A 25,047-nucleotide genomic window follows, 5' to 3' on the forward strand; every position below is an offset into this window, starting at 1 on the left:
CGCCGACATCCATCAATCGAAGGAGATACGTTGCAGCGCTTACAGGATCGGGTCGCGGTCGTCACCGGCGGCGGCAGCGGCATCGGACTCGCCACCGTCCGCCGGTTCGCCCAGGAGGGCGCCAAGGTCGTGGTCGGCGATATCGACCCGGTCGCCGGCGAGGCCGCCGCGGCCGAGGTCGGCGGGCTCTACGTGAAGGTCGACGTCACCGACGAGGACCAGGTGCGGGCCATGTTCCAGACCGCCGTGGACACCTACGGCGGCCTCGACATCGCCTTCAACAACGCGGGCATCTCACCGCCGGACGACGATTCGATCCTCACCACCGGCATCGACGCCTGGCGGCGCGTGCAGGAGGTCAATCTGACCTCGGTATACCTGTGCAGCAAGTACGCCATCGAGCACATGCTCGAGCGCGGTAAGGGCTCGGTCATCAATACCGCGTCGTTCGTGGCGGTGATGGGCGCGGCCACCTCGCAGATCTCCTACACCGCCTCCAAGGGCGGCGTGCTGGCCATGAGCCGCGAACTGGGAGTGCAGTTCGCGCGCCAGGGGATTCGCGTGAACGCGCTGTGCCCCGGACCGGTCAACACTCCCCTGCTGCAGGAGCTGTTCGCCAAGGATCCGGAGCGGGCCGCGCGCCGGCTGGTGCACATTCCGACGGGCCGGTTCGCCGAGCCGGAGGAGATCGCCGCCGCCGTGGCCTTCCTCGCCAGCGACGATTCCTCCTTCATCACCGCCTCGCAGTTCCTGGTCGACGGCGGCATCTCCGGGGCGTACGTCACCCCGCTGTAGTCAGGCGCTGACCGGGGCCTCCTCGGCCTCCGGCGGCTCCTCCACGGTCCGCTTGGGCCCGGTGAACCAGCGCCGGGCCGAGGCGAACCACCAGACGGCGATCGCGCCGACCACCCCGACCAGGGTGATGGGCGCGTAATTCACCGAGTTCCAGGTGAATCCGTCCACCCACGGATATCCGTGGTCGTCGGTCGGCAGGATGAACAGCACGCTGATCAGCACGATCCAGATCAAGGCGATGATCCCGACCGGCCGGTACCAGCGCCCGAGCTGCCACGGCCCGGCCTGGAATCGATCCCCGCGCAACAGCCGCAGCAGCACCGGAATCCCGTAGGCGATGTAGAGCCCGATCGTGGCCACCGAAGTCGCCGCGGCATAAGCGGTCGGGGCGTTGGCGGCGGGCACCAGCATCGACGGAATCAGCAGGATGAACGCGAACACCGACACGAAGACGACCGCGTTCACCGGCACCCGCCGCGACGACAGCGTCGCCCACAGTTTGGATCCCGGCACCGCGCCGTCGCGGGCGAAGGCGAACAGCATGCGCGAGGCAGCGGTCACCGAGGCGTAGCCACAGAACAATTGGGCGATGGCCGCGATGATCAGCAGCAGCCCGGACCAGAACGAATTCAGGGAATTCTGCAGGATGTAGATGACCGGATATCCGCTGTTCTTGGCCGGGTCCAGGGCATCGTCGAGATTCGGGATCGCGAACGTCACCGCCATGATGAGCAGATAGCCCGCGACCGCCGACACCACGATGGTGTTGATGATCCCCTTGGCCGCCATCCGCGACGCGTCGTGGGTTTCCTCCGACATGTGCGCCGAGGCGTCGTATCCGGTGAACGTGTACTGCGCGTGCAGCAATCCGAGCAGGAAACTGAACGCCACCCCGCCGAAGCCCACGGCACTGTTGTCGACCGTCTTGGTGAACACGAACCCGATGCTCTGATGGTGTTGCGCACCGAATCCCAGCACCACCACGAACATGGCGACACCGCCCACATGCCACCAGGCCGACACATTGTTGATGACCGCCGACAGGTGCGGGCCGATCACGTTCAGCACCGCGTGCAGCACCAGGATTCCGGAGAACACCAGGAAGATGGCGGTGCGGTCGGTGCCGATGTCGATGCCGATCACATTGAGCACGGCGGTGGTGAAAATAGCCGCGCCGTAATCGATCGCGGCGGTCACCGCGATCTGCCCGATCAGGTTGAACCATCCGGTGAACCAGCCCCACACCGGCCCGCCCAGTTCCGACGCCCACCAGTACAGGCCGCCGGAAGTCGGGTAGGCCGAGGCCAATTCGGCCATGGCCAGGCCCACGAACAGCACCATCACCGAGACCAGCGGCCAGCCCCACGCCATGGTGATGGGCCCGCCGTTGGCGAGTCCGATTCCGTAGCTGGCCAGGCCGCCGGTGAGAATGGAGACAATGGTGAAGCTGATCGCGAAATTCGAGAATCCCGACCAGGATCGGGCCAATTCCTGTTTGTAGCCGAGTTCGGCGAGCCGCCGTTCGTCATCATCGGATCGAGACTGGGTTGCGGTCATGGGCACTCCCGAGTGAAAACGCCGCCCTCACACGGCGTTTGCCAGGAGCCCAGTGTGCGGCAATCCCGCTGGGTCCGCAGGGTCAACGCCGAAACCGGTCGCCCGGTAAGGTCGACGGACCGGCACACGGAGACAACGAAGCTTGACCGTAGACACGGTGTCTCGATAAATTCGAAGGGTCCCCGCACGACCACGCTCCCGGCAGGAGATTCCGGTGACAACTCCCCCGCGCGATCCGCACCCCGAGTACCACGACCCGGACGCCGCCGACACCCTCTACGCGACCAAGCCGCCCTGGGACATCGACCGCCCGCAACGCCCGTTCGCGGACCTCGCCGACGCCGGTGAACTGCGCGGCCGGGTGCTCGACCTGGGGTGCGGCACCGGCGAACACGCCCTGCTCGCCGCGCGTCACGGCCTCGACGCCACCGGCATCGACCAGTCCGCCCACGCGTTGGACATGGCCCGCGCCAAGGCCGCCGACCGCGGCCTGAAGGCCACCTTCCGCCGCCACAGCGCCCTCGAACTGCCGACGCTCGGCGAAACCTTCGACACGGTCCTGGACTGCGGCCTGTTCCACCTCTTCGACGGCGCGGACCGCACCGCCCTGGTAGCCGGCCTGGCCGCCATCCTGCGTCCCGGCGGCCGCTACTTCCTGCTCGGTTTCAGCGACCGCCAGCCCGGCACCTGGGGACCACTTCGCCTGCACCGCGGCGATATCGAGTCCGCCTTCGCCGACGGCTGGCGGCTGGACTCGCTCGAGCCCGCCACGCTCGACATCCTGCCCGACCCCACCCCCGTGGCGGCCTGGCTCGCGGCGGTGACCCGGCTCTGAACCGGCGCGCACTCAGGCCAATCCGGCGCGGAGCACGAGAATCGCGATCTGCGTGCGGTTCTCGAGCCCGAGCTTGGCGATGACCCGGCTGATGTGCACCTTCACGGTCGACTCGCTCATGTGGAGGGTGCGGGCGATCTCGGCATTGCCCGCGCCGGTGGCGACGGCTTGCGCGACCTCGCGTTCCCGGTCGGTGAGCGTCTCGAGCTGGGCCAGGGCGTCGGGCTGCTGCGCGCCGGGCCCCTGGGTGAACGCGGTGAGCATGCGTTTGGTGATGGAGGGGGCCAGGATGGCGTCACCGGCGGCGACCACCTCGACCGCGCGGGCGAGTTCCCGGGGCGGGGTGTCCTTGAGCAGGAATCCGGCCGCACCGGATTCCAGTGCGGCATAGACGTATTCGTCGAGACCGAAGGTGGTCAGCACGACGACCGCGGGCGGTGCGGGCAGGGCGCGCACGCGGCGGGTCACCTCCAGCCCGTCCACGTGCGGCATCCGGATGTCGGTGACGACGACGTCGGGCCGGTGTTTGGTGACCAGGTCCACGATGGACCGTCCGTCCCCGTCCTGCGCCACCACCTCGATCCCGCCGCCCGCCTCCAGGATCATGGAGATGCCGGAGCGCACCAGCTCCTCGTCGTCGAGCAGCACTACCCGGATCACGAAACCTCCCGCACCGCAACGTTGTTCGCCCGAACGCTCATTCCGCCACCGCCAGCGGGAAGCTCGCGTGCACCCGATAGCCGCCCGAGGGCAACGGCCCGGAATGCACCGTGCCCCCGGCGAGTTCGACCCGCTCCCGCATGCCGAGCAGCCCGAAGCCCGATCCCGCCGCGGCCAGCGCGGTCCGCTCGCCGGGGCCGTTGCGCACGTCCACGTCGAGGCGTTCGCCGTCCACGGTGAGCGCCACCCGCACCTCGGCCCCGGCCGCGTGCTTGGCGGCATTGGTCAGCGCCTCCCGCACCAGTCGATGGGCCGCCCGGCCCACCGGCCCTGGCACCGGCGGCAGCTCCGGCGGCGTCGACAGGTCCACCAGCTGCCCGGATTCCGTCGCCTCCGCGATCAGTTCGGCGATGGCGGACAGGTCGGGGGCGGGTCGCAGCGGCGCGCCCTCCCCGCCGTCACGGGCGCGCAGGACGCCGAGCAGTTCCCGCATCTCGGTGAGCGCGAGGGATCCGGTGGCGCGGATGGTGCCCGCGATCTCGGCGGGCTTGCCGTCGGCGGAGACCTCCAGCGCGCCCGCGAGCACGGTGATCTGCGAGATCCGGTGCGCGACAATGTCGTGCAGCTCGCCCGCGATGCGCAGCCGCTCGGCTTCCACGGCCGCGGCGGCGCGCAGACCCTGTTCGCGTTCGGCCTGCTCGGCGCGTTCACGCAGGGCCGCAAGGGTTTCGGCGCGCTGGTTGGTCCACAGCCCGTACAGCAGCGGGACGGTCATGGTTATGGCGATGATCGCGCCGCGCGCGAGGAACAGCCCCCACGACGATCCCGCGCCCCACGGCACCACGGCCACGATCAGCGCGGCCGCCGACGCCAGCGCGGTCGGCCGCCGCGTGCCGTAGCGGCGGGCGACGGTGTACAGGGCGAGCAGCGCGGGCGCGAGCGCCCCGGCCAGCACGTGGGCCAGCAGCGTGACCGCCAGCACCGCCAAGGGCTCGTAGCGCCGGAACAGCAGAGCGACGCCGGCCACGATCGCCACCGCCGGTCCCGCGGCGGCGGGCAGCAGGCCGATGGACGAGGTGTGGACCTCCGAGAAGCCGACCGCCCCGAAAGCGACGGCGAGCACGACATCGAGGATCAGCAGGCCGATCCGTCGTGTCGTGCTCATTCCGGCAACCCTAGTCGGCACGCGATCCCTACACGTCACGGCGCGCGAGCAGGGCGCCGCCGACTGCCAGCAAACCGGCGGCCAGCGCGGTCAGCGGCAGCGCGAGCAGGACCGGATTGCCGTTGCCGGGCGTCACCAGCTGTCCGGCGGCCAGGAAGGGCATCAGCTTCGGGCTGGCGCCCGCCAGCACCGCGCCGGTCTCGGCGACGGTCGGGATGCCGATGGCGGCGACCATGGCGAGGGTGGCGTTGCGGGTCACGGCGGCGATGCCCATCCCGGCCAGCGCGGCCAGGGTGACGTACACCGGCGCGGCGGCGAATGCCCGTGTGATGTCGGCGGTTTCGGCGGGCAGCCGCGAGGTCGTCAGCTGGATCAGCACGGTCACGCCGATCAGCGCGACGCCGTAGACCGCGGTGAGCACGCCGGTGGTCACCGCCTTGGCGGCCAGCACCCGGCCCGGGCGGCGCAACGTGAGCATGGTGGTGGTGATGGTGCCGTAGCGGTATTCGTGGCCGAAGGCGTTGACGGCCACCGCCGTCGCGAACAGCGCGCCCAGCAGCAGCGACAGGCCCGACGTCGAGGCGGTGAACTGCTCGCTCGGGGTGGCGTACTCGCGCATCGCGGAGAAGTAGGCGATGACCCCTTGCAGGGCGAGTCCGGCGGCGAGCAGCACCCAGGTCGAGCGGACCGTCGCGAGCCGGGTGACTTCGTAGCGAATGGCGTTGAGCATCGGAGTGATTCCCTTCGGAGGATGCGGGCGGTCAGACCGCGACGTGGCTGCGGTACTGGGCGGCCTCGGCGGTGGCGTGGAAGTAGGCGTCCTCGAGGCTGCTGCGGGCCTGGGTCAGCTCGGTGACGAGCAGTCCGGCCCGCATGGCGACGGCCGCGATGGCCTGGCGGTCGTCGCCGTCCACCCGCACCGCGCCGTCGGCCTCGACGCGCGCCCGGAACCCGTTGCGGCCCAGCAGGTGCGCCAGTTCGAGCGGCCGGTCGGTGCGGGCCACGACGCTGGAGGCGGAATTGCGGCCGATGAACTCGCGCACCGACTCCGCGGCCAGCAGCCGACCGCCGCCGATGACCACCAGCGAATCCGCCAGGTGCGCCATCTCGTTGAGCAGATGCGAGGAGACGAATACGGTGCGGCCCTGGCGCGCCAGGCCTTTGAGCAGATCACGCAGCCAGCGCACGCCCTCGGGGTCCAGGCCGTTGGCAGGCTCGTCGAGGATGACGGTCGCCGGATCGCCCAGCAGCGCGACCGCGAGCCCGAGCCGCTGCCGCATGCCGAGGCTGAAACCGCCGGCCCGCTTCCCGGCCACATCGCACAGTCCGACCTGGCCCAGTACCTCCTCGACCCGGGCCCGCCCGATGCCCGCGCCGTCGGCGATCATCTGCAGGTGCGCGATGGCGGTGCGCTTGGGGTGCACGGCGCGGGCGTCGAGCATGACGCCGACCGAGCGCAGCGGATCGGCGAGTTCGGCGTAGGTCTGCCCGTCGAACAGGGTGCGCCCGCTGCCGTGGTCGAGCCCGAGCATGAGCCGCATGGTGGTGGACTTGCCCGCGCCATTGGGGCCCAGGAACCCGGTCACCACGCCCGGCGGCACGTCGAAGGACAGCTCGTGCACCGCCGTCACGTCGCCGTAGCGCTTGCCCAGTCCGCGCGCCTGAATCATTCCGCTCACCTCGTCTTCGGAGAGCGACGCCCGGTGCGCCGCCTGTCCTCTCCGAGATTGCCGGGTGGGCGCGGCCCGGAAATCAGACGACGGCACACGGCCGTGTACCACTTTCGGCTTACCCGGAGCCTTTCGCGGTTCGCACGGATGCGAAAAGCAGGGCGCAATTGTGGTTAGCCCCCTCGACAGAACTCCGGGCCCACAGCCTGGAGTGATACGTTTTCTCTATGGTCGATTCGACCCATTGACTCTTCTTCGCGCATCAGGGAGATGGCGTGTCCAGAACTGTGAAGGTTTCCGTCGCATGGGTTTGCGGGGGCATTCTCGGGATCGTTGCCGGTTTGTCAGGAGCCGGGGGTGCGGCCGCCGACACGGCGGGCGGCCCGGTGCAGGTCGGGGATGCTCAATATTTCAGCCTGGGCGGGTGGAACTGTTCCATCGCCGCGGACGGCGCGGTGGGATGCGACCTCATGGTCCCGGCCGCCGTGATGAATGTGCTCTACCTCGGCGCGCAGGTGCCGCTGCCGAATGTGCCCGCGATCGTCATCGATTCGACCGCGGCCCCGGCGCATCCGGAGTGGAACTCCAACGGCAGTCACACACTGCCGGGCGGTAATCCGGCGCTGGCGCCCATCGCGCAGGTGAGCGGGCACGATCCGCAATTCTCGGTCTCCTTCGCCGGAGCGACCTGTCAGATCACCTATTCCGGTGCGGCCGTGTGCACTTCGATGGGGCACGGGTTCAGCCAAAGGGGACCAGAGCCTTTCGGCTACTGATCCCCTTCGGATTCGTTCGATGACCGATGTCACCGGTACCAGACGCCGGAATCCCAGTCGCCGTAGTCCCAGACATTGAAATCGTAACGACCATGGGCGCCTCCGAAGAGGTAGCCCCACCAGCCGGCCGAGGTGTCGCAGATCTGGTCGTCGTGGTTGCACACCGTCAGGACCGGGAAGCCGCCGAACCAGTCGTCGACGCCCGCGAGCGGGTAGCCGATGATGCCGCTGCCGGGCGTGGAGGACAAACCGCCCCAGCCCGGACCCGGAGCCCGCTTGGGATCCGACAGCAGAATGGCATTGGCGTTGTCGACGTCCTGGTGTGCGGTGACCCAGGCGTGGACGAGACCCGCGCCCTCGCTGTGCCCGATCAACCGGATGTGGTCGCCGGGACATTCGTTGCGATGCTGCCAGAACAACCGGTTGAGTTCGTTCAACCCCGACATCGGGTCGGCGGAGTTGTAACCCACCGGTTGATTCACGAACGGTGCGAAGATGGACGAGGTGTTGTCGCCCAGTCCGCCGATGCCGATGGCCCAATCGCCGGTGCAGTCATCGGCATGGGCCCGCGGAGCCGTCAGGTGTGTGATGGAAAAAAGGATGGCCAACAGTAATGCGGCGAAGAGCGCCGTTGCTCTACGCATGGTCGTAACTCTCTGAATTGTCTTGCCTCCGGGGCGAGCCCGGCTTCAGCAGGATGTACCCAGAAATTGCTGGGGTGTCTGATTCCTGGCGAAACGGTTACATCCGCACCGGTTTTGTAGGCCGTACCGCGATGTCGCGGCGAAATCACCCGGGAAGCGGGTCAATTGCGCAGTCGGACCAGCGCGATGGGGCATTCACTGCCGTGCAACAACGCGTGACCGGTCGATCCGAGCGCCATCCCCGGATATCCGCGGGTGCCGTGACTGCCGACCACCAGCAATTGCGCTCCCGCGGCGGCATCGAGCAGGATGCGAGCCGGATGCCCCTCCATGACAAGGGTTTTCACCTCGACGCCCGGGAATTCGGCGGCATCGCGCTCCAGCATGCCGGCCAGCAGTTCCACGGCGTCGGCGTGGCTGCGGGTGTCGCCGGACAGTTCTTCCCACACGTGCATCGCCAGCAGCGGCACAGCGCGCCGCGAGGCCTCGTCGAAGGCGATCTCGAGCGCGCGGACGCTGTGCGCCGACCCATCGACCCCGACGACGACCGGACGGTCCGAAATCGGCTCGGTCCCACCGGGAACCACCACCACCGGCCCCTGCGCGTGCCGCGCCACGCCGGTGCTCACCGAGCCGAGCAGGCTGCGGTGGTAGGCGCTCATGCCGCGCACGCCGACCACCACGAAGTAGGCGGTCTCGGCCAGCCCCGAGAGCACGGTCACCGCGGGCTCGTCGACGAGGAAGGTGCGGATATCGGGAACCGGCCGGTCTCCCACCGCTTTCCGGGCGATCTCCGCGGCATTGTCGAGTGCCGCCTGGGCGGTGTCGCGCAGCCGGTCGTGCAGCAGCCGGACGGGACTCTCGTCCAGGGGCGCGTCGGCGACCGGGGGCACCGCGAACACCAGGTGCAGCGGCGCGCCCCGCAGGGCGGCGTCGACCGCGGCCCAGCGCACCGCGTCCAGTGCGGATTCGGAGGCATCGACGCCCACCACGATCGACCGGTCGAGACTGTTGGCAGGCACCGCGTTCCGCCTCCTCCCAGGCCCCCTCCCCGGGCGATCCTACGGACCGACCACCCGGTCTTGCGGCTGACTCGCCGTGGGCAGTCCGACCACGAAGATCGGCTGCCCCGGGCTCATGGTCGCCGACTGATCCCGCAGGATCTGCCACATCAGGGAATACGGCACCCCGGTCACCGAGTCACGCAGCCGCATGACCGTGGGCGCGCCGGTGAGAATGCGATGATCGCCGGTCCAGATCCGCCGGAACGGCTCGAAGCGCCCGAGTTCGGCCAGCACCCGCGCGTCCTCCTCGGTCTCGCCCTCGTCCATGGCCAGCAGCCCGCGCAGGGTCGAGATGGCATGGCGCAGCGAGCCGTTCCAGTCGACGAGGACGTGACGCGCGAGATCGTCGGTGAGCATCCAGTGCAGGAAATTGCCGTCGTCGCCGAGGCCGGGGAACGTGCGCAGATGGACGGCGTTGGCGGCCAGCACATTCAGGCGACGGTCGAGATAGGCCGCGGGATGCGGCAGATGGACGTCGAGGATGTCCAGCATGGCCGGGGTCAGCGGCAACTCGTCGCGCGGCGGGGCGTGCTGCCCGAGCGCCGCGAGGTCGTGCAGATGCCGGTATTCGGCCATGGTCAGGCGGGCGACCTGGTCCAGGTAGCGGACCATGGCGGTGAGCACCTGTTCGGTGGGGCGGCCGCGTTCCCCGCGTTCCATCCGGGTGATGTAGCTGGCGCTCACCCCCGCCCCGAAGGCCAGCCGTTCCCGCGAGATTCCCCGCCGCTCGCGCAGTCGCCGCAGCGTGCCGCCGAAATTCGGCGGCGCGGGTGGGCCGGGGTCGTGGACCCCGCCACGATGCTCATGCCCTGCGCCGCCGATGGTCGACTCGGTCATCATCCCGCCCCCGGAATTCGCCCATCCGCCATAGATGGACCCTGAACATGTGGCTACTTCCTAGCAGCCTGCTACCCGGTCGGCAAGTGGGGAATCCGGCAGAAATAGGGGCAGAGCTGCGGATTTACAGTTTCGGACAGAAAATGCGCCCGTGACCGGCGGAAATTCACGGACCAGGCGGTACTCACTTTGTGTCCAGCCCCCTACTGCAACGATCTGCCGGGTGGATACGCCCTGCTAGGCCCGAATCCACTGCCCGCGATGTGAGCGGCAACCTGTGCGCGATCGACGAAACCGGCTGCGGGAGCCGGTATTCCGCGCGGGCATTAGTGGGCCATTGGTCGGTTGTTGGTGGGCGCGGCGAGTCTCGGGTCGTACCGAACGACCACCGGTACCGAACGATCAAGGGACGACATCATGCGATACCGGATTCTGACCCTCGCCCTCGCCGCCGCGGCGCTGGCGGGCTCGACCGCCGCGTTCACCGGCGCCGCCGGCGCGACCGCGCCGTGGTGCACCACCTCACGGATCCAGGCCTCGGTCACCGCGGGCGAGCAGCTCGGCTCCAACCTGCGCACCGCGAACATCACGCTGCGCAATGTCTCCGCGCAGACCTGCCGCACGCAGGGCTACCCGGGCGTGGACCTGGCGGTGTGGGGCCGGCCCGGACAGCACGCGGTGCGCAACGGCGCGACCGGCCACCCCATCGAGCTCGCCCCGGGACGGTCGGCGACGGCCACGCTCACCTACAAGTTCGGCGCGACCGACTGGATCGCCAACGAACTGATCGTCACCCCGCCCGACAACACTCGCCCGCTGCGCCTGTACTGGGATTGGCGCAAGCTCGGCTCGGTCACCTTCGACCAGCCCGGCGCGGTCACCATCGGCCCGCTGCGCGCCTGACTCCCCCTGTCCCCGGCGGCGTGTCGAGAAATGGTGTCGGTTGGACGACGGATCGGTGGAGACACCGCCAGTCGGCGTGGCTGCCGCGTCGCGCCGACGAATGCTGATCCACTGATCATGATCATCGGCACCGGGTGAAGGAGGCACGCGATGGCAGTGCGACGCCGTCAATTACTGCTCGGATTCGCCGGAGCGAGCGGGTTGGTACTCGCGGGCTGTGGCCGGGACCATTCGGCGCCGCCCACGCCCGCCAAGATCCATTTCGAGCCCGCGCCGGCGCCGCAGCCGGTGTCGGCCCGCGCGCCCGGCACGGTGACCGTCACCGACGGCACCCTGACCTCGGTGGAATGGCTCGACGAGACCGGCCGCGCGCTGCCCGGCGCGCCCGCTGCCGACCACAGGAGCTGGGTCAGCGCCGAACCGCTCGGCTACGGCCACACGTACACGGTGAAAGCCGTGGCCAAGGGCGAGTCCGGCGACATCACCGCGACCGCGAATTACACGACGCCCCGGCCCGATCGGATCGTCGACGTCTCGCTGCAGTCGGCGAATCAGGTCGATCTCGCCGAAAACGACACGTACGGCGTCGGTTTCGTACTCGTCGCGCATTTCACCGAGGCCGTGGACCGCGTGGCCGCCGAAGCCGCGCTGAAAGTCGTGACCGCGCCCGCCGTCGCGGGGGCCTGGTACTGGCTCGACGATCGCAACGCGCACTGGCGGCCCGAGCTCTATCACGCACCCGGCACCCGGATCACGGTGACGGCGGACCTGTTCGGCGTCCCGCTCGGCGACGGCGCGTTCGGCCAACGCGATCAGCGGGTGTCGGTGACCATCGGCGCGGCGCACGTGGCGATCGCCGACGACGACACCAAGATGATCGACGTCTTCGACAACGGAAACCTGGTGCGCTCCATGCCGACGTCGATGGGCAAGGGCGGCAGCGCGGTGATCGGCGGGCGCACGCTGTCGTTCTGGACCCGGCCGGGCACCTACACGGTGCTGGACCGCACCGACCCGGTGATCATGGATTCGGCGTCCTACGGCCTGCCCACCAACACCAGCCTCGGCTACCGGACCACCATCCATCACGCGGTGCGGATCAGCCACGACGGCATCTACGTCCACGAGCTGGCGCAGAGCATGTGGGCGCAGGGCAATACCAATGTGTCGCACGGCTGCCTCAACATCTCCCCCGCCGACGCCACCTGGTTCTTCGACTTCGTCGTCCCCGGCGATGTGGTGGAGGTTCGCAATACCGGCGGCGAACCGCTCGACATCTGGCAGAACGGCGACTGGTCGATCCCGTGGCCGGAGTGGCAGCAGGGCCGGGCCCAGTCCTGAGCTAGCGGCGCGCGCCGACGATTCGCAGCGCGAGATCGACGTAGTAGTCGCCGATCTCCTCGGGCGAGAGCGGCCCGTCGTCGCGGTACCAGCGGGCCAGGTCGATGCCCAGCGACAGCAATGCCACCGCGGCCATGCGCGGATTCGGGTTGTCGAACACGCCCGCCGCGACGCCGCGTTCGATGAGCTGCCGCATCTCGGTGTCGATGACCCGGCGGACGTCCTTGATCTCCCGCTGATGCTCGGGGCTCAGGGCGGCGAGCTCGTAGTTCACGACCCGCGCGCCGGTGTGCCCGCGGGCGTGGTCGATGGCGAAATCGCGCATCACCGCGACCAATTGCTCGACCGGGTCGTCGGAGGAGGACAGTGCGTCGCGCAGCCGGGCCAGGGTGTTCTCGTGCCCGGCGCGCGAAACCTGGTAGAGCAGTTCCTCCTTGGACCGGTGGTGCACGTAGATGGCCGCGGTGCTCAATCCGGCGATCGAGGTGATGTCGCGGGTGGTGGAGCCGTGGAAGCCGCGCTCGGCGAAGGCGACGATCGCAGCGTCCAGCAGCCGTGCCCGCGTCTCGTCCGCGCGCGAGCGATCCTCTGATCCGGTCACCGGTACAGTCTCGCAGCCACCGGAGAACTTCCGGCGCGCGGCTAGCGGGCGCGCTTTCCCCACTCGGGGTCGCGACGGCGCAGTTCCCACTGGGCGATGGAACGCTTGTGCACCTCGTCGGGTCCGTCGGCCAGGCGCAGGGTGCGCATGTGGGCGTACATGTTGGCGAGCGGGAAGTCGTCGGAGACGCCGGCGCCGCCGTGCACCTGGATGGCGCGGTCGATCACCTTCAGCGCAACGTTCGGCGCCGCGACCTTGATGGCGGCGATCTCGGTGCGGGCGGCCTTGTTGCCGACGGTGTCCATCAGGTACGCGGCCTGCAGGGTGAGCAGCCGGGCCATATTGATCTCGATGCGCGCCTCGGCGATCCAGTCCTGGATATTGGCCCGGTTGGCCACCGGCTCGCCGAAGGTGACGCGCGACTGCGCCCGGTCGATCATCAGGTCCAGGGCGCGTTCGGCCATGCCGACGGCGCGCATGCAGTGGTGGATGCGGCCGGGGCCCAGGCGGGCCTGGCTGATCATGAACCCGTCGCCCTCACCGGCGAGCAGGGCGGTGACGGGGACGCGCACGTTCTCGAAGAGCACTTCGGCGTGGCCCTCGCGGTCCTGGTAGCCGAAGACCGGCAGTCCGCGCAGCACGGTGACGCCGGGGGTGTCCATGGGCACGACCATCATCGACTGCTGACGGTGGGTGGGGGCGTCGGGATCGGTCTTGCCCATCACGATCATGACCTTGCAGTTCTTGTGCAGGGCGTTGGAGGTCCACCATTTGCGGCCGTTGAGCACGTACTCGTCGCCGTCGCGTTCCATGCGCAGCTGGATATTGGTGGCGTCGGAGCTGGCGACCGCGGGTTCGGTCATGGCGAACGCCGAGCGGATCTCGCCGTCGAGCAGCGGGCGCAGCCACTGTTCCTGGTGTTCGGGGGTGCCGAACAGGGTCAGCACCTCCATATTGCCGGTGTCGGGGGCGTTGCAGTTGGTGGCCTCGGGCGCGAGAACCACACTGCGGCCCATGATCTCGGCCAGGTGCGCGTACTCCAGGTTGGTCAGGCCCGGGCCCCATTCCGGGTGCGGGTGGAAGAGGTTCCACAGGCCGCGCTTGCGGGCCTCGGTCTTGAGCTCCTCGAGCACCGGCGGATGGAAGTGCGGATCCCCGGATTCCGCCATCTGCGCCTCGTACACCGCTTCGGCCGGATAGACGCGCTCGTCCATGAAGGCGAGCAGCTCGTCCCGGTATCCGCGGGCCCGCTCCGACAGCTCGAACATCGACAACTCCTGATCGTGGGTCGCACACAGTGGTTACTGTCTCGCCAGGTACGCTATCCGAACTTGATTCCGGATTCAAGTATGGTTCTGGGGCGCGCTATTCAGGTTGTGCACCAACAGCTTTCGCCATTCACTGATTCGGCCTGACAGCTGAGCGGAGACGAAGAACGGTGCCGTGACACCGGGTGTCACGGCACCGCTTCGGGCGGAGCGGCCGGAGTCGGATGTACCCGGTCCCCGGCTCCGTGCCCCGCCATCGGCGGATCGATCCGGGTGGCGAGCGTCGCGCGGTGACGCCCTGCGCTGCCCAGACCGATCCGGTCTACCTCGGCGCGCTCGACGTACAGAGCCGGGCTTCCACCGCGCGCCGGGGTTCGTCTCGGACCGTGCCGGTCATCGGCCGCGCTCCGCGACGGCGTCGATCCCGGCTCGCAGCAGGGGTTCGACGGCGTCGCCGATGGTGTCGAATCCGGCGCCCACGGTCTGGCCGTGCAGGTAGCGGTAGTGGATGCCTTCGAGGATGGCGGCCAGTTTGAAGGCGGCCAGTCCCTGGTAGAACCCGAAATTCGCGAGGTCGCGGCCGCTGTGTTCGGCGTAGCGGGCGAGGGTCTCGGCCTCGGTGAGATAGCCGGGGGCGCCGGACATGTCGCCGGGCACACCCAGATCGCCCAGTCGCTGATACAGCGTCAGCAGGGCGACGTCGGTGAGCGGGTCGCCGACGGTGGCCATCTCCCAGTCGACGACGGCGGCCACCCGGTCCTGGGCGTCGACGAGGACATTGTCGAGCCGGTAGTCGCCGTGCACGATGCCGTCGGGCGACTGCTCGGGCTGCTCCGCGGCGAGCAGCGCGTAGAGCGCTTCGGCGGTGGGCAGATCGCGGGTGTAGGAGGCGTCGAGCTGCTTCTTCCAGCGGTGCACCTGCCGGGTCAGGAAGCCGCTCGCCTTCCCGAAGTCCCCGAGCCCCACCGATTCCGGGTCGACGCTGTGCAGTGCGGCCAGCGCGTCGACCATGCCCTCGGAGATCACACGGGTGCGCTCCGGTCCGAGCGCCTCGAGTTCGGCCGCCTCCCGATAGGGCACGCCCGCAACGTTTTCCATGAGATAGAACGGCGCGCCCAGGATATCGGGATCGGTGCACAGCACGTAGGCGCGCGGGACCGGGACGGCGGTGTCGGCCAGAGCGCTCATGACCCGGAACTCGCGGCCCATATCGTGCGCGGTGGCCAGCACGTGCCCCAGCGGCGGGCGGCGCAGGATCCATTCGGAGACACCGTCTCCCACCACATAGGTGAGGTTGGAGCGGCCGCCGGAGATGAGCCGTCCGGCCAGCGGCCCGGCCGCGAAGCCGGGCCGGGCGCCTTCCAGCCACGTGGCGAGCCGGGTCAGGTCCAGCCCGGGCAGCTCGCCGCCCGCCGGGGCGCTGTTCGGCGCACTCATCACGGCACCAGCAGGGCGACGTGCTCGGCGACGCAGGCCGGTTTGGCGGAGCCGTCGATTTCCACGGTGACCCGCGAGACCAGTTGCACGCCCGCGTTCGCCGGAGTCAGCGACACCAGCTCCACTCCGGCCCGGACCCGGGAGCCCACCGGCACCGGGGCAGGGAACCGAACCTTGTTGGTCCCGTAGTTGATTCCCATCGACAGCCCCTCCACGACGTAGACGCTGTGAGCGAGCATCGGGAGCAGCGACAGGGTCAGGAAGCCGTGCGCCACGGTCGCCCCGAACGGTCCCGCGGCGGCCCGCTCGGGGTCGACGTGGATCCACTGGTGGTCGCCGGTGGCGTCGGCGAACATGTCGATCTGAAGCTGAGTCACCGTATGCCAGTCGCTGTACCCCAGATGGGTGCCGACCGCCTTCTCCAGCTCGGGCAAACCCTCGAATACCTGCATCGCTCGCGTTCCTTCCGTTCCGATTGCGCTGCGCCGCTAGTTCTTCGGCCCGCCGGCCACGTAGATGACCTGGCCGGACACGAAGCCCGCGCCCTCGCTGACCAGGAACGAGACGGTGTGCGCGATGTCCTCCGGCTTGCCCGACCGCGCCACCGGGATGGTCGCGATCAGGGCCTGGCGGAAGTCCTCGAAGGACATGCCGAGGCGTTCGGCGGTGGCGTGGGTCATCTCGGTCTCGATGAAGCCGGGCGCGATCGCGTTGGCGGTGACGCCGAACTTGCCGAGTTCGAAGGCGAGGGTCTTGGTGAAGCCCTGGATCCCGGCCTTGGCGGCGGAGTAGTTGGCCTGGCCGCGATTGCCCAGCGCCGAGGTGCTCGACAGGTTCACGATGCGGCCGAAGCTCTGCTCCACCATGTACTTCTGCACGGCCTTGGTGCACAGGAACGCGCCGCGCAGATGCACGCCCATGACGGCGTCCCAGTCGTCGACGGTCATCTTGTACAGCATGTTGTCGCGGATGATGCCCGCGTTGTTGATCAGCACGGTCGGCGCGCCGAGCTCGGCGGCCACCCGTTCCACCGCGGCGGTCACCGACTGCTCGTCGGACACGTCCGCGCCGAGGGCGACGGCCCGGCCACCGGCCGCCTCGATCTCGGCGGCCACCGGCTTGCAGGCGGATTCGTCGAGATCCAGCACGGCGACGGCCATCCCGTCGGCCGCCAGCCGCCGTGCCACGCCCGCGCCGATGCCGCGCGCGGCCCCGGTGACGATCGCTACCCGCTGTGTTTCGTTGCTCATAGGGTTCTCCCGAGGGGACTAGGGGGTGTAGACGACGCGGCCGACGGTCTTGCCGTCGGCCAGGCGCTGAACGCCGTCGGCGAGGTCCGCCAGGGACAGTCGCTCGCTGACCAGGGGCCGGATCGCGCCGTCAGCGGCCAGCCGGGTCAGTTCCCGGTGGCAGTGGGCGACCGCCGCGCGGTCGTGGGTGTTGTAGAGACCCCAGTGCAGTCCGACGATCGAATAATTCTTCACCAGCGCGTGGTTCAGGGCGGCGCTTTGGATCTCACCGCCCGCGAAACCGACCACCAGGATGCGGCCCTCGAACGCGACGCACTTGGTCGACCGCGCGTAGGTGTCGCCGCCGACCGGGTCGTAGACGACGTCCGCGCCGCGATTGTCGGTGGCGGCCTTCACGATCTCGACGAAATCCTGTGTCCTGCGGTCGATCACGATGTCCGCGCCGAGCTCGCGGGCGTACTCCGCCTTCTCCGGACCGCCGACCACGCCGATGACCCGGGCGCCGGCGGCCTTGCCGAGCTGGATGGCGGCGCTGCCGACACCGCCCGCGGCGGCGTGCACGAGGAGGGTCTCCCCCGGGCGCAGGGCGGCGCGCCGATGCAGGCCGAACCAGCCGGTCTGGTATCCGATGTACAGGGCCGCCGCCTCGGCGTCGTCGAGATCCGGTGGCGCGGAGAAGGTCTGGTTCGCGTTCATCACCGCGTATTCGGCGAACCCGCCGTGCGGCAGGGCGGTCCCACCCAGCACGCGCTCGCCGACGGCGAACCCGGTCACGTCCTCGCCGAGGGCCACCACCTCACCGCACAGCTCGATGCCCGGCGTGAACGGCAACTCCGGCCGCACCTGGTACTGACCGCGGCACATGAGGACATCAGGGAAGTTCGCGGCCGCACCGAGCACCCGCACGACCAGTTGCCCCGGCCCGGCCTCGGGACGGGTGACCGTGTCCAGGCGCATGACCGTCGCGGGCTCACCCAGTTCGTGGACCCGCCACGCCGGCATGTCCGCCACTAGACGCCGCCGGTGAGGGTGATGCCGCCGTCGACGACGAGCAATTGTCCGGTGAGCCAGGCGGAGTCGGCCGAGAGCAGGAACGCGACCACGCCGGCGATGTCCTCGGGCACGCCCAAGCGCTTGAGCGGGTAGGTGGCCGCGATGGCTTCCTCGCGGCCCTCGTAGAGCGCGGACGCGAACTTGGTCTTCACCACCGCCGGCGCGACCGCGTTCACCCGGATGTCCGGGCCGAGCTCGACCGCGAGTTCCTGGGTGATGTGGGTCAGCATGGCCTTGCTCGCGCCGTAGAAACCGATCCCGGGCGCGGGCTTGAGCCCGGCCACCGAGGAGACGTTCACGACCGCGCCGCCGTGATCCCGCATCCACGCGCCGTACGCCTGCTGCACCCACGACAGCGCGGCCAGGCAGTTGACCTCGACGATCTTGCGAGCGGCCTCGAGGTCGAGCTGCATCATGGTCCCGTAGACCGGGTTGATGCCGGTGTTGTTGACCAGCAGGTCGGCGCTGCCGAAGGTGTCGACGGCCCGCTTCACCGTCTCGGCCTGATGGGCCACATCGTCGGCGCGACCGGCCACGGCCAGCGCCTTGTCCGGTCCGCCCAGCGCGGCCACCGCCTCGTCGAGGGCCTCCTGCTTGCGGGCGGTGATGACGACCCGCGCGCCCTCGTCCACCAGGCGCTGCGCGATGCCGAGCCCGATCCCGCGGCTCGCGCCGGTGACGATGGCGGTCTTGCCCTCGAATCTGGTCATGTGGAAGTCCTCCGATGATCGGTGCGGTCCGGCGAGCAGGCAACTTACTAAGCGCTTAGTTCTTCGGACACCATGCTCGAAAAGCCCATCCCGGTCAATACTGGCAGCATCGAACCACGCATGTGATCTGTCGCACATGCGGGGTGAAAGTGCAGTTCATACACCGGTTATCGGACCACTGTTGAAACCTGATTCAGATTCGTGGCCTTCTGCACGGCTACACGCGGCTAGCGGCGCAGCCGTCGGTTCGGCGGTGCGGGCTCCGAACGCGCGAACTGCCCGGGGGTCTGCCCCTTCCAATCGCGGAACGCCGTCGCGAACGCCGACACGCTGGTGTAGCCGAGGCGCGTGGCCACCGTGTCGACGGTGAATCCGGTGGCCAGCAATTCCTCCGCGAGCAGGCCCGTCGTCTCGCAGGCCAGCTCCCGGAAGGTGGTGCCCTCGTCGGCCAGGCGGCGGCGCAGGGTGCGCACGCTCATGTGCAGATCGGCGGCGATGGTGGCCTGGTCGATGGCCCGGCCGTGGCGCATGAGCAGAGCCCGCACCTGGCCTGCCAGCCCGACCCGGGCGCGGCGGCGTTCCAGGATCTCGGCGCACAGCTGCTCGTGCTGGCGGCGCAGCATCGAATTCGCCTGCGGCATAGGGCGTCGCAGGTCGGCGGCGTCGAGGACCAGCACGTCGGCGGGCCGGCCGTAGCCGATATCGCCGATCCCGAGCAGCATGCCGACCGCCTCGTAGACCGGCGCGTAGGGCAGGGTCAGCTCCAGGCGGCGCACCTGGATGTCCCAGTTCAGCAGCTCGCGCTGAATGATGCGCAGCGCCGCCAGGTCGCGTTCGATGGCGAAGCGGCGCAGTCGTGGCGGCACCGGCTCGGTGTCGAGGGTGACCAGCACCCGGTCCTGCGCGTCCGCGATGCCGAATCGGCAGTAGGCGAAGGACAATTCGGCGTGCCGCGCCCACAGCTCGGCCATCTCGCGGACGGTGGAGCAACTGCTCATGGCGATGCCGAGGCTGCCGAGCATGCTCGAGTGCACCGAAAACCCGGCCAGCAGGCCCAAACCCGGCTCGTCGCCGGTGGCGTCCAGGATATTCTCGATGAGCCGGAACTCCTGGGCGATATCTATCTCGATGTCCGGGTCGTCCAGATCTGCCTCGGTGAGCCCCGTCCCGGCCAGGACGGCGGCTCTGGTCATCGCGCGGCTAGTGGCGAACTCGACCAGCACGGCAGCGCTGTGTATCGAACGGACACACCAGGAGTCGTCGAGCATGTCGCAGATGATCTCCCATCCGATCCCCGCGACTGGCCCAATTGAGCAATTCTTCAGCTACTTTCGCGCGGCCTCGGGCGTGTCGCCCGCGCGCCCCTCGTCCGGGCCCCGCGCGCCATACGCCACGCGTTTCCCTCGCGTGGCCCAAATCCGCAGAGGCGTGGCCCCGCGGCACACCCCGGACGCGACGACCCCGGCCCTAGCCTTGTCGACGTTGGCCGCTCGCCCTTGGCGGCCTCCGCGGTCCCGCCCGCACAACGGGACCGGACGCTGCACACGGCAGTTCCCCTCGGCGGGCGCGGTACCCAACCAGGCACATCCTGCCGCGCCCGCCGAGACCCCGTAGCCACCGGCCGAGCCGCGCTACTTGCGCCCGATTCCGAACGCGCGCAACGTACCCAGCACCACGCCCGGCGGCACCAGCACCCACACCCACCACGGGTAGAGCCACTCCAGGGTGACCCCGAGCAGCAGCCACACGACCAGGCTCAGCCCGCTCAGCGACAGCCACACGATGGTCAGCACCATCATGGCGATCCGCCCGCCCGAGGGTCCGGGCTCCTTGTGCTCCGGCAGATCCGCCTCCACCACGGCCAGTTCGCCGCGGGTGCGCGCCTGCCAGATCGCCTGCACGCGGGTGTCGTACTCGCCGAGGTCGAGCAGACCGGCATCGACGGCCTTGCGCAGCCGTTCCTCACCCGCGCGACGCTCGACATCGGAGATCCGAATGTCGTTGGGGTGCAATGGTTCGTTCACCGCATCGATCCTGCCACTCCGGGCTCCGGCGCGCCCGGTTCCCGGTCAGGGGCGGGACGTCAGCGCGCCCATCGTGAGCGCGACCAGCCGGGCGATGCCCGCGTCGTCGCTCGTCTCGGCGGCCGCGCCCAGGGCGTGCAGGCTGTAGGCGGCGAGTTCGGCGGCGGGCACGTCGTCGCGCAGGTCGCCGGAACGCACTCCCTCCTCGACCAATTGACCGATCAACTCGCGAAGCTGGTTGTGCGCGTGGACGACCTGCTCGTCGGGGTGCAGGAAGGTCACCAATTCCCGGTCGTGGCCGCGGCTCTGCCGGGCGATGTGCGCGTAGCTGGTGAGCACCGCCGCCAGCCGCTCCCCCGGCATGCCCGCACCGTCGCGCACCGCGGCGAGTTCGCGCAGGTGCCCGTCGATCCGGCGCACGTGCCAGGTCCGCAGGATGGCCTCGACATCGGAGAAGTACTTGTACAGCGTGGCCCGCCCGATCCCGGCCCGCTCCGCGATCTGCGACATCGTCACCCCGCGCAGCCCACGATCGGAGGCCAGCTCACCCGCCGCGTCCAGGATCGCCTCCCGCACCTGACCCCGATGCGCCTCGATCGTCTCGTTCCACAGCTTCGGCACAGCTCGACTATACGTTCTGACCCCCACCTGAACAGTCAATATTGACCCTAGACACGCTGTCTCTATAAATCGAAAAGCGTCTCGCCGACCTGGAGGTCGAGCGGTGCGGCCGCCGGTCCCTGGTCGTGGACCGGCGGCCGGCCATCGATCCTCAGCGCACGTAGGACAGGATGCCCATCATGCCCGCTTCGCCGTGATACGCGTTGTGGCAGTGCAGCATCCACTGGCCGGGGTTGTCGGCGTCGAAGTCGACTTCCACGGTCTGCATGGGCGTGACGATGGAGGTGTCCTTGCGCGGGCCCGTGCCGTCGCGGTTGACGACCTGGTAGGTATGGCCGTGCAGGTGCATGGGGTGGAACATCATCGACTGGTTGCGGAAGCGCAGGCGGATGCGCTGGCCCTGGGAGACGTTCAGCATGGCGTGGTCGGGGTAGGCCTTGCCATTGATGGTCCAGACGTAGTTCTTCATGTCCGAGCCGAGGGTGACATCGAGGGTCTGGTCGGGCTGTTTCGGCTGGAGCCGAACGGGTTCGGCGGAGGTCAGGCGGTCCGCGGTGAGCGGGGCGACGGCGAGCTCGGCGGGTTGCGCGTCGGCCGGGGGCGGGGTGCCGCCGCCGGTGCGGACCAGCGCGAAGGCGCGGCCGGTCTTACCCTCCGCGGCGGCGACCAGCGGGAAGACGCCGTCGGTCAGTTCGACGATGGCGTCATAGCGCTCGCCCATGCCGATGAGCAGGCTCGCGGTGGTGACGGGCCGCACCGGGAATCCGTCGGTGTGGGTGACGCGGAGTTGATGCCCGCCCAGCGCGACCCGGAACGCGGTGTCGGCGGCGGCATTGATGATCCGCAGCCGCATGCGCTGACCGGGCCGGGCGGTGAATACCGTTGGGTCGGTGCCGAGTTTGCCGTTGATCAGGAAGTACGGGTAGGTGACGTCCCCGGCGTCGGAGCCGAGCGGCGCGTTGGGGTCGGCGGACATGGACATGCCGCCGCCCATGGTCATATCGCCGTGGTTCATGCCGGACCCGCCCATGTTCATCCCGGCCATGCCCTTGTCCCGCAGCTGCCGCAACTCCTGATCGGGGTCGCGGCCGGCGACGCCGTCGAGCCAATCGTCCAGTACCACTACGGCTTCCACGTCGTAGTCCTTGCCGTCGGCCGGGTCCTCCACGATGAGCGGCGCGTACAGGCCGCGGTCGAGCTGGACGCCGACGTGCGGATGGAAGAAGTAGGTGCCGGGGTCGGGCGCGGTGAACTCGTAGCGGAAGGTCCCGCCGGGCGCGATCGGCGGCTGCGTGACGTCGGGGACGCCGTCCATGTCATTGCGCAGGGCGATGCCGTGCCAGTGCACGGTGGTCGGGGCGGGCAGCGCGTTGGTGACGTCGGCGCGCACCACTTCGCCCTTGGCGACACGGATCTCAGGTCCGGGCACCCGGCCGCCGAAGGCCCAGGTGGGCACCCGGACGCCACCCAGGTCGACCACGGCCGGTTCGGCATGCAGGCTCACCTCGCGCACGGCCGCGCCCGCCGCGCGGCGAGCGGCCTCGGCGGCGCGCACGGCCTCGGAGTCGGGTGTCACGAGCCCACGCGCCGGGGCCGGATTCTTCGAGCAGGCGGCCAGCGTGACGGCGGCCGCGGTACCGGCGCCGACGGCGAACAGCCCGCGCCGGGTCAGCGGACGCGCGAGCGGGGAACGGTTGGAGGACATGATTTCTCCCTGAGTTGTCGGGTTCTGGGCGCGCCCGCAGGGGGCGTCGGCCGGGATCGGAAGGTCGGCCGCGACCCGGATCCGGGTGCGGCGCAAGACCTGTCAGATCCGCAGAATCGACAGTTCGGAGAGGGAGAGTGAGGTCCAGGGCGGGGGACGTTCGCGGTGAATCCGCCACGTCGCGAGCGCCGGTGGACGGATATCGCGGGACCTGTCGGTGATCCAGCCCAGGAGAACCAGGCCGATGCCGAGCAGCAGCCCGGACAGGATCAGGTAGTCACAGCCGTGCGAGCTCGTGTGCCCGCCGGAATGATCGCCCTGGGGACCGGGCGTGTGACCCGAGGCCGTCATCGATTCGGCCATCACCACACTCGACCCGGAGACCGCGGGCATATCGTGGCCCGCCGAGAAAATACCGGCGTGCATGGCCGCGATCCCGAGCAGCAGCGCCAGCACACCGAGCAGCCGGACGTATCCGGTCGCTCCCGGCGCAACGCGCTGATCAGCCACGTCACCCATGGTAGTCGCCGACGGACGGCCACCCCCCAGGGGTATCGAACGCCACACTGCCCGGTCGGGCGGCTACAGCAGGCTGTCGGTGGCCAGCCGGGCCAGGCAGGTGTCGAGAACATCGGCGGCGGAACCGGATTCCTCGCCCGCGGCCCACAGTTCGGTGGCCAGCCGCACCGCGGTATTGGCCATAGCCGCGGCCAGCGCCACATCGAGGTCGTCGGCGGCGCGGCCGGTGCGGGCGGCGATGATCGGGATGAGCTGGGTCTCGCAGTCGTACTGCACCCGCAGCCAGGTCGCGCGCAGCGCCGGGAGCTGGGTGGCGGCCCGCACCAGCGGCCGCAGCCGGTTCTCGACGATGCCCTCCGCGGCCAGCGTGCCCAGGGTCGCGATCCGATAGGACCGGCTCAGCGCCTCACGCAGCGGCAGATCCGGCGGGCACGCGGCCAGTTCGTCGGCCCAGGCCTGGGTGCCGATGGCCAGCAGCGGCGCGACAACGTCCTCCTTGCCCGCGAAATAGCGGTAGAAGGTGCGCAGGCCCATGCCGGCCGCCGCGGCGATCTCCTCGACCGTGGTTGCGGCGTAACCGTTTTCGATGAACAGGTGCGCCGCCACCGTCGCGACTTCGCGGCGGGTAGCCGCGCGGCGGGTCTCGCTCAGGGCCGGTCGCCCGGCACGGTTTCGCTCGCTGCTCACCCGGGAACTGTACCGAGACCGAAAACGTTTCCTGGCGCTGCGTGCCATTTTCGGCATATCGTGTCAGAAACTAGCTTCACCGACGAAGCTGGTTGAACCGATCAGGAAGTGACCCATGAACCGTCTCGAGCAGCGCCGCATTCTGGTTACCGGTGCCGGATCCGGCATCGGCCAGGCCACCGTCCTCCGCCTGCTGTCCGAAGGCGCGGTCGTCGCCGGGGCCGACGTCAATGTCGAGGGCCTGGAACTGACCCGCAAGCAGGCCGCCGAGGCCGGCACCGACTCCCGCCTCACCACGGTCGAGATGAACATCGGCCAGGAGGCCGAGGTCATCGCCGGCGTGCGCACCGCCATCGAGGCGCTGGGCGGCCTGGACGCGCTGGTGAACGCGGCGGGCATGCTGCGCGCGGCCCACACCCACGAGACGTCCCTCGACCTGTGGAACCAGATCATCAATGTCAACCTCACCGGCACCTTCCTGGTGACCCGGGAGGCCCTGCCCGCGCTGCTGGCGAACCCGCGCAGCACGGTCGTCAACTTCAGTTCCACCTCGGCCACCTTCGCGCACCCGTACATGGCCGCGTACTCGGCGAGCAAGGGCGGCGTCCAGACGCTGACCCACGTGCTGGCCCTGGAATACGGCAAGCAGGGTCTGCGCGCGGTGAGCGTGGCGCCGGGCGGCATCAAGTCCGGCATCACCGACGCCACCCCCGGCTACCTGCCGCAGGACTCCGACTGGTCGCTGTTCGGCCGCCTGATCGCCGTACTGCCGCAGGACAATCCGGAGGAGCTGGCAGGTCCGGAGAACGTGGCCGGCGTCATCGCCATGCTGGTCTCCGACGACGGCCGCTTCATCAGCGGCACCGAGATCCGCATCGACGGCGCGGCGCACACGTAATCACCCGGCGCGCAATCGCTTCGAATA

General features: G+C 69.5%; 27 protein-coding genes. 6 read left to right on the forward strand and 21 right to left on the reverse strand.

Going from position 1 to position 25,047, the window contains the following annotated elements; translation table 11 throughout:
• Nucleotides 1–15 precede the first annotated feature (15 nt).
• Nucleotides 16–795: a 3-oxoacyl-ACP reductase gene (locus ACWEOI_RS18655; RefSeq protein WP_452360655.1), complete on the forward strand. Its 780-nt coding sequence runs from the start codon at nucleotides 16–18 to the stop codon at nucleotides 793–795.
• Here ACWEOI_RS18655 and ACWEOI_RS18660 read toward each other — a convergent pair whose 3' ends face one another.
• A complete protein-coding gene (locus ACWEOI_RS18660; protein WP_433672637.1) occupies nucleotides 796–2,352 on the reverse strand; it encodes an amino acid permease in 1,557 nt (518 codons plus the stop codon). It lies immediately after the preceding gene.
• A 214-nt stretch (nucleotides 2,353–2,566) separates the two neighbouring features.
• Between ACWEOI_RS18660 and ACWEOI_RS18665 the strand changes: the two genes are divergently transcribed.
• On the forward strand, nucleotides 2,567–3,187 hold the full coding sequence (locus ACWEOI_RS18665) for a methyltransferase domain-containing protein (protein ID WP_433672636.1): 621 nt from the start codon (nucleotides 2,567–2,569) through the stop codon (nucleotides 3,185–3,187).
• Between the two features lie 12 nt (nucleotides 3,188–3,199).
• On the opposite strand, the gene ACWEOI_RS18670 is transcribed toward ACWEOI_RS18665, so the two are convergent.
• From ACWEOI_RS18670 to ACWEOI_RS18685, 4 genes are read right to left on the reverse strand one after another with little or no spacing between them, the layout of a single operon-like run.
• The gene (locus ACWEOI_RS18670) at nucleotides 3,200–3,847 is read right to left on the reverse strand and encodes a response regulator (RefSeq protein WP_433672635.1); all 648 of its coding nucleotides are present in this window, start codon (nucleotides 3,845–3,847) and stop codon (nucleotides 3,200–3,202) included.
• A gap of 37 nt (nucleotides 3,848–3,884) precedes the next feature.
• On the reverse strand, nucleotides 3,885–5,012 hold the full coding sequence (locus tag ACWEOI_RS18675) for a histidine kinase (protein ID WP_433672634.1): 1,128 nt from the start codon (nucleotides 5,010–5,012) through the stop codon (nucleotides 3,885–3,887).
• Nucleotides 5,013–5,040: 28 nt separating this feature from the next.
• Nucleotides 5,041–5,742, reverse strand: coding sequence for an ABC transporter permease (locus ACWEOI_RS18680; RefSeq protein WP_452360365.1), 702 nt, complete (start codon nucleotides 5,740–5,742; stop codon nucleotides 5,041–5,043).
• A 31-nt stretch (nucleotides 5,743–5,773) separates the two neighbouring features.
• Entirely contained in the window at nucleotides 5,774–6,682 is a 909-nt protein-coding gene (locus ACWEOI_RS18685) for an ATP-binding cassette domain-containing protein (RefSeq protein ID WP_452360366.1), read from the reverse strand.
• Between the two features lie 341 nt (nucleotides 6,683–7,023).
• On the opposite strand from ACWEOI_RS18685, the gene ACWEOI_RS18690 reads away from it, so the two are divergent.
• Nucleotides 7,024–7,458, forward strand: a complete 435-nt coding sequence (locus ACWEOI_RS18690) for a hypothetical protein (protein WP_433672631.1) — start codon at nucleotides 7,024–7,026, stop codon at nucleotides 7,456–7,458.
• A 29-nt stretch (nucleotides 7,459–7,487) separates the two neighbouring features.
• On the opposite strand, the gene ACWEOI_RS18695 is transcribed toward ACWEOI_RS18690, so the two are convergent.
• The 3 genes from ACWEOI_RS18695 to ACWEOI_RS18705 form a co-directional block, all read right to left on the reverse strand.
• Entirely contained in the window at nucleotides 7,488–8,102 is a 615-nt protein-coding gene (locus ACWEOI_RS18695) for an alpha/beta hydrolase family protein (protein ID WP_357083833.1), read from the reverse strand.
• Between the two features lie 161 nt (nucleotides 8,103–8,263).
• The gene (locus ACWEOI_RS18700; protein ID WP_452360367.1) at nucleotides 8,264–9,124 is read right to left on the reverse strand and encodes a universal stress protein; all 861 of its coding nucleotides are present in this window, start codon (nucleotides 9,122–9,124) and stop codon (nucleotides 8,264–8,266) included.
• Between the two features lie 39 nt (nucleotides 9,125–9,163).
• The gene (locus ACWEOI_RS18705; protein WP_433672629.1) at nucleotides 9,164–10,003 is read right to left on the reverse strand and encodes an MmyB family transcriptional regulator; all 840 of its coding nucleotides are present in this window, start codon (nucleotides 10,001–10,003) and stop codon (nucleotides 9,164–9,166) included.
• A 417-nt stretch (nucleotides 10,004–10,420) separates the two neighbouring features.
• Between ACWEOI_RS18705 and ACWEOI_RS18710 the strand changes: the two genes are divergently transcribed.
• Both ACWEOI_RS18710 and ACWEOI_RS18715 read left to right on the forward strand, forming a co-directional pair.
• Complete coding sequence (locus ACWEOI_RS18710) at nucleotides 10,421–10,906, forward strand: DUF4232 domain-containing protein (RefSeq protein WP_433672628.1); 486 nt, start codon at nucleotides 10,421–10,423, stop codon at nucleotides 10,904–10,906.
• 150 nt (nucleotides 10,907–11,056) lie between these two features.
• Nucleotides 11,057–12,247, forward strand: coding sequence for an Ig-like domain-containing protein (locus ACWEOI_RS18715; RefSeq protein ID WP_452360368.1), 1,191 nt, complete (start codon nucleotides 11,057–11,059; stop codon nucleotides 12,245–12,247).
• A gap of 1 nt (nucleotide 12,248) precedes the next feature.
• On the opposite strand, the gene ACWEOI_RS18720 is transcribed toward ACWEOI_RS18715, so the two are convergent.
• The 13 genes from ACWEOI_RS18720 to ACWEOI_RS18780 all read right to left on the reverse strand — a co-directional run bounded on the left by ACWEOI_RS18720 (nucleotide 12,249) and on the right by ACWEOI_RS18780 (nucleotide 24,122).
• The gene (locus ACWEOI_RS18720) at nucleotides 12,249–12,848 is read right to left on the reverse strand and encodes a TetR family transcriptional regulator (protein ID WP_433672626.1); all 600 of its coding nucleotides are present in this window, start codon (nucleotides 12,846–12,848) and stop codon (nucleotides 12,249–12,251) included.
• Nucleotides 12,849–12,889: 41 nt separating this feature from the next.
• Nucleotides 12,890–14,122, reverse strand: coding sequence for an acyl-CoA dehydrogenase family protein (locus ACWEOI_RS18725; RefSeq protein ID WP_452360369.1), 1,233 nt, complete (start codon nucleotides 14,120–14,122; stop codon nucleotides 12,890–12,892).
• A gap of 387 nt (nucleotides 14,123–14,509) precedes the next feature.
• Nucleotides 14,510–15,553: a phosphotransferase family protein gene (locus ACWEOI_RS18730; protein WP_452360370.1), complete on the reverse strand. Its 1,044-nt coding sequence runs from the start codon at nucleotides 15,551–15,553 to the stop codon at nucleotides 14,510–14,512.
• Nucleotides 15,553–16,005: a MaoC family dehydratase gene (locus ACWEOI_RS18735; protein WP_433672623.1), complete on the reverse strand. Its 453-nt coding sequence runs from the start codon at nucleotides 16,003–16,005 to the stop codon at nucleotides 15,553–15,555. Before ACWEOI_RS18735 ends, ACWEOI_RS18730 begins: the two co-directional genes overlap by 1 nt.
• Before the next feature lie 36 nt (nucleotides 16,006–16,041).
• On the reverse strand, nucleotides 16,042–16,803 hold the full coding sequence (gene fabG, locus ACWEOI_RS18740) for a 3-oxoacyl-ACP reductase FabG (RefSeq protein ID WP_452360371.1): 762 nt from the start codon (nucleotides 16,801–16,803) through the stop codon (nucleotides 16,042–16,044).
• Between the two features lie 18 nt (nucleotides 16,804–16,821).
• Nucleotides 16,822–17,805: an NADPH:quinone oxidoreductase family protein gene (locus ACWEOI_RS18745; protein ID WP_452360372.1), complete on the reverse strand. Its 984-nt coding sequence runs from the start codon at nucleotides 17,803–17,805 to the stop codon at nucleotides 16,822–16,824.
• 8 nt (nucleotides 17,806–17,813) lie between these two features.
• Nucleotides 17,814–18,566, reverse strand: a complete 753-nt coding sequence (locus ACWEOI_RS18750) for an SDR family oxidoreductase (protein ID WP_452360373.1) — start codon at nucleotides 18,564–18,566, stop codon at nucleotides 17,814–17,816.
• A 227-nt stretch (nucleotides 18,567–18,793) separates the two neighbouring features.
• Nucleotides 18,794–19,759 carry an AraC family transcriptional regulator gene (locus ACWEOI_RS18755; protein ID WP_452360374.1) on the reverse strand — a complete coding sequence of 322 codons (966 nt, stop codon included), beginning with the start codon at nucleotides 19,757–19,759 and terminating at the stop codon, nucleotides 18,794–18,796.
• 438 nt (nucleotides 19,760–20,197) lie between these two features.
• Entirely contained in the window at nucleotides 20,198–20,590 is a 393-nt protein-coding gene (locus ACWEOI_RS18760) for a DUF1707 SHOCT-like domain-containing protein (RefSeq protein WP_433672619.1), read from the reverse strand.
• A gap of 45 nt (nucleotides 20,591–20,635) precedes the next feature.
• On the reverse strand, nucleotides 20,636–21,211 hold the full coding sequence (locus ACWEOI_RS18765) for a TetR/AcrR family transcriptional regulator (protein WP_452360375.1): 576 nt from the start codon (nucleotides 21,209–21,211) through the stop codon (nucleotides 20,636–20,638).
• Between the two features lie 151 nt (nucleotides 21,212–21,362).
• A complete protein-coding gene (locus ACWEOI_RS18770; RefSeq protein ID WP_452360376.1) occupies nucleotides 21,363–22,916 on the reverse strand; it encodes a multicopper oxidase family protein in 1,554 nt (517 codons plus the stop codon).
• 102 nt (nucleotides 22,917–23,018) lie between these two features.
• On the reverse strand, nucleotides 23,019–23,426 hold the full coding sequence (locus tag ACWEOI_RS18775; RefSeq protein WP_452360377.1) for a DUF6153 family protein: 408 nt from the start codon (nucleotides 23,424–23,426) through the stop codon (nucleotides 23,019–23,021).
• 72 nt (nucleotides 23,427–23,498) lie between these two features.
• Nucleotides 23,499–24,122, reverse strand: coding sequence for a TetR family transcriptional regulator (locus ACWEOI_RS18780; RefSeq protein ID WP_452360378.1), 624 nt, complete (start codon nucleotides 24,120–24,122; stop codon nucleotides 23,499–23,501).
• A 115-nt stretch (nucleotides 24,123–24,237) separates the two neighbouring features.
• Between ACWEOI_RS18780 and ACWEOI_RS18785 the strand changes: the two genes are divergently transcribed.
• On the forward strand, nucleotides 24,238–25,020 hold the full coding sequence (locus ACWEOI_RS18785) for an SDR family NAD(P)-dependent oxidoreductase (protein ID WP_433672615.1): 783 nt from the start codon (nucleotides 24,238–24,240) through the stop codon (nucleotides 25,018–25,020).
• Nucleotides 25,021–25,047: the final 27 nt, after the last annotated feature.

The organism is Nocardia sp. NPDC004340 (assembly GCF_053602575.1).